This is a genomic window from Chromobacterium subtsugae (assembly GCF_001676875.1).
Taxonomy (GTDB): domain Bacteria; phylum Pseudomonadota; class Gammaproteobacteria; order Burkholderiales; family Chromobacteriaceae; genus Chromobacterium; species Chromobacterium subtsugae.
This window is the reverse complement of record NZ_JYKA01000012.1, coordinates 37,013-50,503: the sequence shown is the minus strand read 5'-3', so window position 1 is coordinate 50,503 and position 13,491 is coordinate 37,013. Positions and strand designations below refer to the sequence as shown.

The following is a 13,491-nucleotide window of genomic DNA, read 5'->3' as shown; positions in this document are numbered from 1 at the left end:
AAGTGAATGCTGAATATTTATCGGTGTAGTCAATCTTGGATCTTTTATAAATTAAGTTTTTTTAATTATGTGCAACAGATAGCGCGGGTTGTCGATTACTTGTATGAGTCTTACGAAGGGGAAGCGACCGAAGACGCTGATGCTGCGGAATAACAAACTCATGAAAAACTCCAATTAAAAGCAAATAAATATAACTTATTTATCAAAGATAAAATCATTGGCATGTTGCCAGGATATTTTTGGATTGCGATAAATAAATATCAATGACTGAAAGCACTCGCGCGCTACCCATAATGCACGCTCTTGTTTCAACATTAACAAGAGGTTTGCAATCATTCCGATCAAAAATGCAGGCAGAGATGGAGCACAAACGCCATCAAGAAAATCGCGCCAAAAAATATAGCGATATAGTATACGCATACGTAGCGTTGATTTATTTATACTGCCAAAACTTGCGGGAGGGGCATGTCGTACTGCAAGTTTTGGCAATATTCGCAAGCACATGCCGTATTGTCGTGTCAGCATGGCCCCAAGTACGACATCTTCTAGAAAAGACCAAGTCGCCATATCTTTTTGAATACATACTGAAGGAACCACAAAAGCATCCGCACGGTATGCGCCATTGCAACCAAATAACCATTGTGCAGGCGTGATATCGTTTAAATATTCTGATCGAACATAGTCAGCCCAACCAGACTTGAGAATGCGATTACTGTGGCCATCTGCGTAAATGCCAAGCAGGCGGCCAATCCATAAACTTTTATCTACACGCTTGGCCACATTTTCATCCGTGTATGGGCCACCAACTCCCATTACATCGGGATTTTCTTGCATGTAGGATGTGACATCTTCAATATAGGTATCTGGTATTACAATGTCATCATCAAAAAAGACGATTATATCGCCTGTCGCCGTCTTTCTGCCAGATTCTCTAGAATAGGCAAGAGAAGCTTGATATGCATAAATTGTAATGACCAGCTCTCTAATTGAGACTGGAATATCAGATGGTTCGAGATCACCCGATCCAGCCTCTACAATTATAATCTCTTCTGGTAGCTTTGTTTGCCGGGAGATGTTTTCTAGTAAACGAACTAGTGTTTCTTTCCGACTGAGTGTTGAAATAATAACAGACAGACGCATCAATAGCTCACTGTTTCAATATTAGAAAAATTTTCGACTGTCGAAATGCAACTTCGAGGTAATAGATACCCCAGAGTAGTAAAAAATAGGGAGTAGCAATTGCTTGAAGAGCAAAGCAAGCAGAAGGCCACTTAGACCGCCAAGCTTTATACCAATCGGGATGAAAATAGAACATAGAGCCAAGTTAAGCAATGTGTAAATAAATTGGCCACGAGATCCATGATGGGCAAAAATTTTATGGCTATTAAAGTATTCAAAGGCTTGCCCAAATATCAACATCCCGGATAATAAGCATAAATAAAATGGGTAACTATACTTTTCCCCGAATATCCATGGTGAAAAAACTTCGAAAGCGCTTGCGTAAAGAAATAATACAATGATTGCCGCCAGCAAGAAAAATAGTGTGCGGCTTCTATGGATTTTCCTCTTTTCAGTATTGTGATCAAAAAATAAGCGTTTATAGTACAAAGGAAAAGAGGCATCGCATAATTTCGCCAGCTCCTGAGGAACCATAACCAAAATAGAATATATGGCCAAGGCTTGCGCGCCGGATAAATTACGTATCCAGAGCTTATCCATCGAATAAGCGTATGTGTACGTTAAACTAGCTATGGTTGAGACAGCTGCTGGTAAAATGAGTGCGTGCCATTTTATCGGGAAGAAATTCTCCGCATGTCGGATTTTCCGAGCGATCAGGGAAAAAGTCCAGATAGTAGGCAATATAATAGCAAGCAAGTAGGATGGATAGATCCACAGAGGACTAAGGTAATGGGAGTAAATCAATAGTCCTAGCAAGAGGAACAGCAACATGCTAGTAAGCCTAGAAAAAAATACTAGGTTCAAGCTTTGATTACGTAGTCCAATGCCTATCAAGTAGTTTTTATATCCTGTTGCAGTTTCAAAGAAAGGCAAAAGTAGGGCGGTAATGAGGAGGAGAAATTTCAATGACGCACTGAGTGCAGGCGAAAAGAAGTACAGTGCAACGGAAACACTCAGTGCACCGACGCAACCTGTAACCAAGCGGATATAGAATATATTCCGCAATGGAACCTGCTCACGCAGGTTGGCTTTTCTAAGTATGATCGAATCGAATCCTGGCAGAGTACAAGCCATCAGTAATGGAAGTAATGTCATCATATAGCGAAGTTCGCCATAATCAGCCAAGCTCATCAAACGTGCGCCAGCAATAGTAAATACTAGGCCAAGTAAGGTATTTAGACCTTGCGCGGAAAAATTTTTGACAAGTAATTTCAAGCTGCCGATTCTCATCAATTCATTATCTTTTTTTAATATACGCAAAAATGTCGGTTATCACTTCAAGCCAGCCTTCTGCTGCAGCGCATATGGCAATCGGAGGACGCATCCCGATATTCGTCCGCGGCAGCCGTAGCGGATCCACGGCATCTTCTAGATAGCCTGCTTCACAGGTAAATCCATACTGGTAGCCAATCTTGCTGACGCTCGCCACGCTTTCCGGTGTGTATCTGCCAAACGGATACGCAAAGCTTCGGATGTCATGATTTAGATTTTTCTCTATTCGGACTTTATCATTTTCAATTGCGCTATGTGCAGTTGCACCAGTTGAAATGGCGGACAAGTCAAGGTGCAGTTCGCAGTGTCCGCCAATCTCTGCTCCATAAGAAAATAGTTCTTGTACATCCTTCCAAGTAAGAGACGGTTCCGCCCATGTATGGATGACATTTTCACAATAGCGATGAGCATCTTCAATACCCAAATCTACAAAATCTGAATTCAGAAAAAATAAAGGCCGTACACAGTATTTTTTTAACACGGGGTAAGCATTAGTTTTCCATGACAAGTAGCCGTCGTCAAACGCCAAGATCAAATTCAGTTTTGATGGATTTTTTTTACCAGCCAAGTAATCATCAAATCCAATAAGGTTGTATTTTTCAGATAGTTTTTTTACAATTTTTTCAAACTGACGCTGCGTGTCTATGTGATGAAACAAAATCACTCTAGTTTTTCCTTTATACTCTTTCGAGTAAAAAGGAATAATTTTTGCAAGCGTGAAAAGTACTAGTGAAAGAAATACACGCAACCTGCTTTTAATGATACTGGGTTTGATAAACACATCATACCTCTATAAATTTTAATAGCTGATTCAATGCAGGATCCAGCTGTTCTGTATCTAGAAATAAATGCGGAGTATCTTTAAGCAATAGCTGTAGTTGATTTTGCATCTCTCGAATTTCTTCAACGGTCAGCTCCTGCTTTCTTGCATATACAACCTCAGGGCGAGCCAGCAATAATACGATCAAGTTTGGTTTGGGAAAAATTTTAAATGTAATTCGATTGATTTTCCCTAGTAGACCTTGGTGAATGACATTGCGGTTTGTGCCTGGGAATCTGTCAATAAGAACTAACTTTCCAATCGATCGGAAAAAGAGAACCTTTAATGTCCTTAAATAATTCTCAATAGGATATATTAAATATACAACCCGGTTGTAAGGGGATGGTATTTTTATCAAAAAGCTATAAAATTTTTGAAAGAAGAAAAACCAATCCCCCATATAAATTTGTTTGCTAGAGGCTGCCTGGGATAGCTTGTCTATGATAAAAGACTTTCCAGAACCATCTGGTCCAACAAACGCTATAGAGAGACCTCTTCCAATCCTTTTATACCTCATGAGTATCGGATTTATTAACTTGGCGCGGATGAAATCTCGCGAGGTGTATCTGCCAAGCAATGAGCAGGCGAATACTTGGATCAGAGCTTCCGCTGAACCTGATGCAGCGCTGTTCAACACTTTGGGATGAAGCCATTCAAAGTTTGAAGTTTCTCGTAAAAAAGCAGTTATTTGAGTAATGTGCTGCTGTACAAAGTCAAATTTATCAATTCGATTGAGGCAAAGATATTTAAACGCTTTGTGCAGAACTGGCGATTTCCCTATCGCCTCATTACCGTTATTATTTAATTTTAAACATGTGATATAGCGCGTATAAACTTGAAATTCGCTTAATAGGTCAAGGATATACAGTTTTCCATCTTCATAAAGACGATAATCTAATTGGCCATGATCAACACCGCAGCGAATAAAACCATAAGCCTCTACTTTTCTGGCTACAGCATCACGATGCTCTATTGGCACAAAAATATCAATATCAGCAGGAGCAGGCCCGATCTCTGATAATAGCCGGCAGCCGAATTCACGCTGCAAGAGAGTACACAAGTCTTGGGCAATCATAATGCCTTCCATAAAACGAGGAGCGTCAGTATACTACCGGAAACACAATGCAGAGTCGCGTGTGTTAAAGGAAAACCTGCTCGTCGTTTCAATATATAGCTATCCTTGCACTTATAAAAAATAGGTCGGAAAAAATTGTGTATTCTTAGATTACTTTTCCCATATCCATCAAAAAAACTACTAGCATGGCTGACGTTCAGACCTAGCTTGGTTATTGAACGTTTAAAACCAACATCCGACATTAAGCAAAATATGAAATCCACGATTTCAGAATAGGGATTTCCATACAAACGGTCTGTAGAGAAATCAAGCTTCTCCGGCGGATGTGGATCAATCAGAGTAATTTTCGTTCCAGATATAAAAATATTATGCGGAACAAAATCACTATGAAGCAGGCTCCGAGTATTTTCGCTTAGTTGATATGAATGGATAGCTTTAAGCGCTTTTCCAATTCTAAATAGATAGTCATTGCTGTCCGTGTCGCCTGATAGTACATGGTGGAATGAATCACCTAATTCGAGATACTGATAATGTATGGATAGCCCGTCACATGCCAGAACCCGAGGGGTGGTTATATCACTAATACCATCGATGGATCTTTCAACGGCTAGACTATGGCGGTACAAGTGTTGCACATCATCAGGGTTAAGATAAGGAAAACTCTTTTCAAAAACTTCTGGCTTACTCACGCTAATGGGCCTGAATGAATGTGAAGATTAGATTTCAGGATACCCTTTTTCCGGGTGAATTTGTGATATATGCCCATAAGCCCGATTCTGCGTAGTACGCGGCGAAGGTGGACGTATGATCTCCAACTTTCACCCCAGTGATGAATTGTATATGATTCGATAAGTGACTGCTTTGTAATTTTTTCGCCTTCTTCAGTCGGGTAGAATGCTTGGGCTGGGTAAATTAAAAATGAGCTTTCCTGGATTTCTATATATGCTTGGGTTAAAATATCAGGTGATGTAGGATTAACTCCATCTGGAAGCTGATCATACTTTTTCAGTACGGCTGTCATCAATGGAAGACCCTTCATGCATCCTATTATTCCGCAATAAATTGCACTTTCTTGTCGATTGAGTCCAGCAAAGCCTGAACAATCCAATAGTTCATCAAAATTTTTTAGAACTTCCATATCGGTGTCTAGATAAATTCCACCTTCTTCGGAAAGTATTTTGAACCGAACATAATCAGAAACAAAGGCCCAGTTTTTAGCGGCATAATTTCTTTTTACAAATGGACTCTCTAAGTCGATATTACTTTCATTCCAGAGTTTAAATTCATAATCGGGCAATAGTTCACGCGCATCATCGATAAATTTTTTAAACTGAGCTGGTAAATCATTATCGCCAAGCCAGATATGATGAATGATCTTTGGGATCATGATGGTGCCCTCGACTTTTTATGAGCTTAATAGTTTTTTTGTAAATCAAAGTCAGTTAGCGAGTAAATAAGAAGCGAACTGAAAATAAGCGTGGCAGTGACTAGTTCTCCTTTGACGCTGGATAGCAATAACGCAAGCATCAACACCTTATTCACGAGTCCTTTTTTACTGCCAATTTTTAGACAAATTAATAGTGTTAGTAAGCTAACTAAAATAGCTGCTGGAGCACCTGATTGCTTTAGCCATCTACTTAGCATAGTGTCTAGGCCTCCTTCTTTAGAATACCTCGGCATACCATTTCCAAGTAGCAGCTGTTTATAAGGAAATTTATTCCCGGCTGCTATTGTATTCTCTACAGCCTCAGATTTTTTGTTTATGTCCTGAGGGGTTATTTGGTATTGGGTAAATGTGTCACTTGCGCTCTCGCTTATACCGGGGCGCAGAGTGTATACAGCATCCATTGCCGGGAAAACTCTGGTTTTTAAATGGGATACCATCATTTTCACATAAGCATGGCTGTCTAAAATGTTTGTCGTACCTAACAGCGCTATGTTAATGAATACAAAATAAGCTAAAATTCTTCTATTTATTAATGCAAACGCTGGTAGGAAAACAAGAAAAGTCCTTGCGCCAAAAAAAATTGTGAAAAAATTTATGGCTCCAAATATTCCAGTCTTGCTTTTTTCATACTGAATTAACAGTACAATTGCCATGAATGAGATATACGATGATGATTGAAATCCACTAAATAGCCCTGGCTTCCGGCTATATTCGTTTACTGGGAGTTTCCAAACATCCGTAATAATCTTGCTGAAGCCGATATCCAGATAGTTTAGGCCTTCCATTATCTGGAAAACAACAATGATACCATTGATAGTGCCAAGCCAGATTATGAATTTAAAGCACCATCTTGGCGTATTTTGTGGCTGAAATTTAATCAACGCAAAAACTAGCGAGGTTTCAACAAGCAATCGCGACGCGCTAATTATAGCTTCTTTTGACGATTGGAACGGACTTAGTAGTAAACACCACGTGAATAATGCAAGAGCAAGATATATGCAGTTGCGGCGGAAAATTTTATCGTCACGAAATAGCGGAGCTATCCATTTGTTAGCATAAAAAATGCTTTGTTTGTAGAGCTTATGGCCAGTACTATACAAAAAAACGCCCATTTATTGATTTCCATGTGCAATGTGTGCGTTAATTGAAAGTAAGGTGCAATTTCTGTATTGATATAAATTCGCTACAGTTTATTTTTTTATTTGATTTGTGATCTGGTGAAGCTGCTGATCCATTGTCGCTATAGGCTGCCAGCCCAGCATAGATCTAGCTTTCGTAATATCTACTTGCAATGACCCGAGGAGGCGATCTGCAGCTGATTTTCTTCCCATAAATACCGCTACGAGCCTTAATAGGCATGGAGGAAAGCAAATCAACCTTGGTTTTAGCTGACATGCGGCGGATACCTTTTTTATCAACTCAGGAGTTGAAATGTCCGAGCCGTCAGAAATTAAAAAAACTTGGCCGGCGGCTTTGGGCGAGCGATTTCTATCAGCGCACAATATAATAAAATCGACTAAATTCGATAAGCCGATGAGAGAGCGGAGGTTTTTGATGGATTTAAATGGCAGCGGGATTCCATATTTTACTATTTGGATCAGTGAAGAAAAATTACCCTTTACGCCGGGGCCGTAAACTAGTGGCGGCCGGATGATAACAATCTCCATCGTGCTGTCTTTGGCAAGTTGAAGCAGGCCCTGTTCCGCTTCCCATTTGGATAAAGCATAAGGGTCTGATGGCTGTGGAGGGCTATTTTCGGAATAAGGTATGGCACTTTCCTCGCCATTCACCTTGATCGTGCTAATAAATACAAACCGTTTAACACCCGCAGAAATCGCTTGCTTCGCAAGATGAAGGGTTCCGCTAGTGTTGACGCGTCTAAATTCACTAAGAGGATCAGGTGCGGTATCGTGCATTTGATGCACTCGTGCAGCAAGATGGATAACGACGTCGCAATCAGCCAATATCTGATACCAGTTATAGTCTTCAGATAGATCTCCTGTTGCGATGCAGCCATTGTTCCCGTTTCTGGAGGTGGGAATGACTTCGTTATTTATATGCAAGAGATTTTGGACAAGGTGACGGCCAACGAAACCATCGGCTCCTGTAATTAGCGCTTTCATAGTTCTAGCAATTCTTTATATAGACATATGGTGTCTTTGATAACTATTTCCGAAGAAAATTCAGTTACTAGCCGTTCGTATCCACGTAGCCCCATTTTATGGCTTAATTCATGGTTTAGCAGCAAGGTTTCAATGGCCTTTGCTAAAGCGGCAATATTTTTTGGAGGAACCAAAAGACCATTGTCATTATGCCTGACAGCTTCACGACATCCCGGCACATCCGTTGTTACGCATGGCAACTTTGCTGCCATTGCTTCTATTAAAGATTTTGGTAAGCCTTCTCGATAGGACGGCAGGCACATGATGCTGGATTGAGCCAGAATATTCGGAATGTCTTCGCTAAATCCCCAAAGTTCTACGGCTCCTTCCTGGTGCCAGCTTGATAAAGTCTCTTGGTCGATAGATGCACGATTTCCTGGATCTTGGCCGCCAACGATGACAAAGCGCGCGTTGATGTTGCGCTGTCGCAGCAAGCGGGCAGCTTCAACAAACTCTCCAATGCCTTTATCCCAGAGAAGCCTAGCGGTAAGAAGAACGATAGGCTTAGAGGGCTTTGTTCGGTTGGTATGGAAAAGATTTGGATCCACACCTGCACCACGAATCAAGACGGCACAGTCTCTACGCACTTGACCAGATTTTGTAAACGTATCTAAATCATCGGTATTTTCAAATACTACTTTACTGCCAGCGGGATTAAGCAACTTGCCCAATGTAAAACGAATAATGGGGCGGAGCATTCTCATCGATATATCATTTGAGATGAATGCATAGCCACCGCCTACAATGGCGTTGATTACATTTCTAGTACTGGACATTCTGGCAGCCAAGCTGCCTAGTAAAATTGGTTTCAGCGCTATGTGATGAACGATGTCTGGTTTTACAGTGCGATAGACTTGGTAAACTTTTAATAAGGTTTGTAGCCACGAAAATGGATTTAAAGTCTTTCTATCAGTCTTTATATCAATAATATTTAATCCTGCAGCCAATATTTTGTCTTTATGTTTGTCAATATTGGTCAGTACATAGACTTCATACCCTTGTGCTTTTGCGGCGACTGCTCTAGCAAGAAAATGTGAACAAAAAAACCAATCAACTGTGACGAAATAAATAATTTTTTTATTCATTTATTGTTGGTCTATCCTGTCGGAAAATATCAAAAAATGACTATGGGATTGTATTTTTTGTCAAATTACTAGGATCGATTAAATGGCCATTTCGATCAAATAGGGGTACTGCAATCGGCTAGCGTGATAGTACCGGAATGTGGCGGTGTTGCCCAACTTGACATGGTCAACTTGATGCTGTTCGTGACAAATGGGCTGCACAGTACCACTGCAATGCTTAAGGTTCGGCGCGACATCGCTGCGCTAAACCGTTCAGTCCGGCATCCGCTGGACGGCATCGCTTGGGCAGGCGTTGCGGGAAGCTGGTTCCCGCACTTGGCGAGCCCAGGCGTAGAGGCGTGTAGCCTGCGCGGTACGTGGATATGTAACGGGCGGTGAGCATGATGGTTGACTGTTGTTATCAGTCAGGAATGAACTTAGCTTGCACTTGCGTGGTGTTGCGCTGCAGATGCTCAGGATGGACCGCTGTCGTGCGGCGAGCTGCAGGATGGAAGAGCGCTGCGCCGACAGGGAGGGCCTGTTCGCGGAGTGCCAAGCGGGCAGGGCATTCGGCTGCAATGCAGGGTGCTCTGGTTGATGGTCGCCGGGGCGAGTCGTAGCGCTGCGATAAAACGCAATCGGCAAGGTCTGGCGATCATGCTAGCGGGCGCTAGCGTCGCGAAAGCGGGGTGATCAGTTCGGCGCGATGGTTTTGCTGTTGCACGTCGGTTTGCGGCGAGTTGAGCCTGATGACGGCAGACTGAGAGGCTATAGCATCTGAGTTGCCGCCTTGCGTGCATAAACATGAACCGTAGCGGTGCTGGCGACCGTGCATGGGGTGATCGCTAAGCAGCGATCCCTTAGAGCCTGTTTGACAAAACTGAGGTCCCTTGCAGGGGAGTGCAAGGGTCTCAGTTCTGTAAGCGCTGCTAAAATTTACTAGTACGCGATAGCGAAATCTTGATATAAACTTTTTCGCCATTTTCTTCATAATATGCAAAGCCTCGATTTCCGAATGTTCTGGCTCTTAGCTTATTAATCAACTCGCGAGCACTGTATTCCTTTTCAAGTTCAATAAAGTCTAGTTGTTCAATCTCTTTTTTTGCATGGTAGACTGCTTTTGATTCATCTTGTATCAAGGGAGTAATTCTCCCATTCTTGATGTCTGGCCATTTTTCCTTAAACAAATCAACAATTTCAAACTGCAATTTATCATAGATATCTTTTGCGGTATCCAGCGCTTGAATCGGGATTTCTTTTTGCGCCCAGATTGCACCGGTGTCGGCGCCATCCTCAATTTTATGCAATGTAACCCCAGTTTTGCTGCCATCTATCAGGCTATGAACGTGAGGGAACCAGCCGCGATTGATTGGCAGTAGTGCCGGGTGAAAATTTACAGTGATTGGTGATGCACTAAATATTTCTTTGTTCAGCAGCCATGGCCAATAGACAGTTATGATCGCGTCAAAGTCTTGTTCTCGGAACCATTGTATGTGGTCTGGATCTTTTACTATGTCTTTTCCTCGGAATATTCGATCTCTTGGCACATTTAAAGAGTTTATTATCGCTTGGTCATTTTCTTTTTGTTCATCGCTGATGTAAAGCGCGCTTACAGAATCCGTTGCCGCGCAACTGGAGAGATATTGAGCAATATGCAATCCAGGAGCATGGTTTGCAAATAGGGCAATCTTGAAATTGTTTTTCATGATTCAACCTCATGGCTGGTTGGGAAATGTATGCCGCTGTAATCAAAAATAAATCTTTGATAAATTTGTATTTATATGGGCTGAACGGAACTGTTTTGCTCAGATTTTTTAGCAATAAGCGTAGGTTTCGCTTCCTTTTCAGTTTGGTATATTTTGCTGAGTAGAAACAGAATGGCAAAACTAGGAAATGGAAACAAGAAGGGGGTGAAGATGCCCTGCAATAGTCCCAGCGCCAAAAAGATATCGATACCCAGTGCCAGGATGGCTAGCAGAAAAAGAGCCAATCCAAATAAACCGTGTTGCGAAATAATATTCAAATAGTCGCTTTCCGAAGTCAGCGTGGTGCCGAACAGCGCATTGCCAAGCGATGCATTGAAAGAGCGCCATATCAGCTGGATGTTTTCGAGGCGGTCGCTGAAGGTGCCGATGGTTTGCGAGTTATTGCTGAATAGATTGGCGAACTGCTCGACTTTGAACGAGATGAAGTCGCTGATGAAGTTCGCGGCGATCGCGGCGGGCGGCACCAATAGCAACAGTCGCGGCGACAGCGAAATCATGCAAAGCAGGAAAGCGATCAGTGCGCTCAGTGACCCGGTGAGCAGCACCAGCACCGAGCAGGCCAGGAAGTGGAGTAAATCGGCGATGCTGCGGGTTTTCCGCAGCTGCATGAAATGGTACAGCGCAAAACCGGATAAGATGATCGCGGCGTTATTGGGTCCGCCGAAAGTCGCGACGATGCGCAAGGTGCCGTCGTAGGAGTGAGGCGAAACGACAATCCCCAATATCTCGAGCAGAGCGGTCAGGTAGCCGATGCCGCTGGCTATGCCGATATGGCGTCTCCAATTGACGGCGCGGATATCGATTTTCAGGCAGATGGCGATGCAGACGATGAAGGTGATGGCATTGGTGATCGTGACGATATCCGGCGCGGAAAAGATGCAGTACAGCGCGAAAAGCAGCGGAAAGGCGATTTTCTTGCTGATGCTTGGCCGCGCGGCCAGCAATAGCAGCAGCAGCGCGACCAGGATCACGCGCAGGAGCTTGAACCATATGGGAGTGCTCTCTTCCACTGCGCCATAGCTGCCCCATTGCATGACGGTGACCGGATACCAGTACAGGCTGACGAAGTAGAAGTAGAACAACGCGATTTTTCTCATTTGCAGAGATCCTGATCGTGATGGTCGCGGGGCTTTACAGCTTTAGGCCGGCATGCTGCTCGATAGCGAATTGCAGGCGTCTGCTAAGGGCGAAGCCGATGCGGGCGTAGGGACCGAAAACCAGAATGTAGCTGGTTAGAAGCCACGGCATCGCCTTGTGGGTCAGCTTCAGTCTCCGGAGCTCGTGAAACAGGTCCAGGGTGGCCGCGCGGCCTTGCGCCGGCATCATTTCGAATATGTGGTAGGCCTGCCTGCCGGCTAGCTCGTTGCGGATGTAGGGATAAATGTTCGAACCATGGGCCTTGTCGATGTCCGCCGCGATGGCCAGCAGTCCCTGCCACATTTTGGCGCGGCCTTTGGGGCGGTACGACCCGGGAATATGGGTGTCCTTTTCGCTGTCGGCCGAGCCGAACAGAGGCGGATTGCCGGCGCGGCCGCCGACGATGGCGGCCGAGATATAGCCTATGCCATCGCCCAGGTAGGCGAGGCAGGCAAGATAGAACTGGTAGTACAGGTAGCCGTCGTATTCCTCTGTCGCCAGCTGCGATGCCCAGCGGCGATTGATCACCAGCCCCCCGACGAAGCCGCATAGGCGGAAGATGATGTTCGGATCGGCGTCGTCGCGTTTGATGACGCAATCGCTCGTGCGTATCCAGGTGGTGTTGATGATGTTTTGCGGTTGTTCGGCGAAGCGGCTGAAGGTGCGGGAGATGAAATTCGCTTGCGGATGCTGCTGCACGAACGCGCGTATTTTGGGGATGGCTTCCTTGAACAGGACGTCGTCGTCGCCCAGGATCAGCACGTAGTCCGAAGCGGACGAGGTGATGATCTTGCGGATATTGCCGTCATAGCCGAGGTTTTCCTCGTTTTCGATGTAAGTCAGCGCGCAGGCGCCGGCGGCGAAGCGCGGGCGCATGCTTTCAATCACGGCTCGGATCTCCGCGCGGCGAGGCGACTTGTCTTCGCAGATCAGCAATTCATCGGGCAGGACATCGGCGGACAGGACCGAATCGATCAGTTGGCCCAGCTCATCGGGGCGCGAATAGGCGGGCACGGCGACGGTTATTGTATTCATTATGCTTACCTGAAATAGTGTATGACTTTGGCCGGGTTGCCGGCGATCAACGCGGCTTCGTCGGTCTGCAAGCGGACGACGGCGTTGGCGGCGACGATGGAGCCCGGATGAATGCGGCTGCCGGCCAGGATGACGGCGCCGTCGCAGATCCAGCAGTTGGCGCCGATGTCGATTTCGGCGATGTTGGCTAGCGGGCGCTGCCCCGGCGGGGTCTGCAGCGATGCGGTGTCCAGCCGGCCGGTGCCATGCGAATGGTCGCCGATGTAGATGCGGCTGCCGAGCAGGCAATTCTCGCCGATGACGATGCGGGCAACCGCGCTGATGTGGACGGCGTCGGACAAGCTGGTCCCGGCGCGCAATTCCAGCCGGGGCGCGAATTGCTGGCCGCCATAGCGCTCGACGGCCTCCAGCCAGCAGAAGTCGCCTATCGATACCCTGCTGCCCAAGTGGATGTTTTCAACGCCGTAAACCTTGTTCATCCGGCCCATCCGAAAAAAGCGCAGCCCGGTCAGGCAATGGAACCAGCATGGCCGC

The 13,491-nt window shown here is 44.9% G+C and carries 13 protein-coding genes; all 13 read right to left on the bottom strand.

Going from position 1 to position 13,491, the window contains the following annotated elements:
• Window positions 1–195 precede the first annotated feature (195 nt).
• Window positions 196–1,140 carry a glycosyltransferase family 2 protein gene (locus MY55_RS22740; RefSeq protein WP_076097958.1) on the bottom strand — a complete coding sequence of 315 codons (945 nt, stop codon included), beginning with the start codon at window positions 1,138–1,140 and terminating at the stop codon, window positions 196–198.
• Window positions 1,141–1,161: 21 nt separating this feature from the next.
• Window positions 1,162–2,409, bottom strand: a complete 1,248-nt coding sequence (locus MY55_RS23610) for a lipopolysaccharide biosynthesis protein (protein WP_152681982.1) — start codon at window positions 2,407–2,409, stop codon at window positions 1,162–1,164.
• 7 nt (window positions 2,410–2,416) lie between these two features.
• Entirely contained in the window at window positions 2,417–3,232 is an 816-nt protein-coding gene (locus MY55_RS22735; protein ID WP_080509335.1) for a polysaccharide deacetylase family protein, read from the bottom strand.
• A gap of 1 nt (window position 3,233) precedes the next feature.
• The gene (locus MY55_RS23605) at window positions 3,234–4,346 is read right to left on the bottom strand and encodes a nucleoside/nucleotide kinase family protein (protein WP_157889331.1); all 1,113 of its coding nucleotides are present in this window, start codon (window positions 4,344–4,346) and stop codon (window positions 3,234–3,236) included.
• Entirely contained in the window at window positions 4,343–5,035 is a 693-nt protein-coding gene (locus MY55_RS23600; RefSeq protein WP_146008423.1) for a BUD32 family EKC/KEOPS complex subunit, read from the bottom strand. The genes MY55_RS23605 and MY55_RS23600 overlap by 4 nt, the downstream gene beginning before the upstream one ends.
• Entirely contained in the window at window positions 5,032–5,733 is a 702-nt protein-coding gene (locus MY55_RS22730) for a glycosyltransferase family 32 protein (protein WP_076097956.1), read from the bottom strand. Before MY55_RS22730 ends, MY55_RS23600 begins: the two co-directional genes overlap by 4 nt.
• Window positions 5,734–5,759: 26 nt before the next feature.
• Window positions 5,760–6,905: a hypothetical protein gene (locus tag MY55_RS23595; protein ID WP_146008424.1), complete on the bottom strand. Its 1,146-nt coding sequence runs from the start codon at window positions 6,903–6,905 to the stop codon at window positions 5,760–5,762.
• A gap of 78 nt (window positions 6,906–6,983) precedes the next feature.
• The gene (locus MY55_RS14940) at window positions 6,984–7,916 is read right to left on the bottom strand and encodes a UDP-glucose 4-epimerase family protein (protein ID WP_047238276.1); all 933 of its coding nucleotides are present in this window, start codon (window positions 7,914–7,916) and stop codon (window positions 6,984–6,986) included.
• Entirely contained in the window at window positions 7,913–9,040 is a 1,128-nt protein-coding gene (locus MY55_RS14935; RefSeq protein WP_043579305.1) for a glycosyltransferase family 4 protein, read from the bottom strand. Before MY55_RS14935 ends, MY55_RS14940 begins: the two co-directional genes overlap by 4 nt.
• 908 nt (window positions 9,041–9,948) lie before the next feature.
• Window positions 9,949–10,725 carry a formyltransferase family protein gene (locus tag MY55_RS22725; RefSeq protein ID WP_080509334.1) on the bottom strand — a complete coding sequence of 259 codons (777 nt, stop codon included), beginning with the start codon at window positions 10,723–10,725 and terminating at the stop codon, window positions 9,949–9,951.
• A 71-nt stretch (window positions 10,726–10,796) separates the two neighbouring features.
• Window positions 10,797–11,882, bottom strand: coding sequence for a hypothetical protein (locus MY55_RS14930; protein WP_146008425.1), 1,086 nt, complete (start codon window positions 11,880–11,882; stop codon window positions 10,797–10,799).
• Between the two features lie 34 nt (window positions 11,883–11,916).
• Entirely contained in the window at window positions 11,917–12,957 is a 1,041-nt protein-coding gene (locus tag MY55_RS14925; RefSeq protein WP_043579303.1) for a glycosyltransferase family 2 protein, read from the bottom strand.
• Window positions 12,958–12,962: 5 nt separating this feature from the next.
• Complete coding sequence (locus MY55_RS14920; protein ID WP_197465973.1) at window positions 12,963–13,436, bottom strand: acyltransferase; 474 nt, start codon at window positions 13,434–13,436, stop codon at window positions 12,963–12,965.
• Window positions 13,437–13,491: the final 55 nt, after the last annotated feature.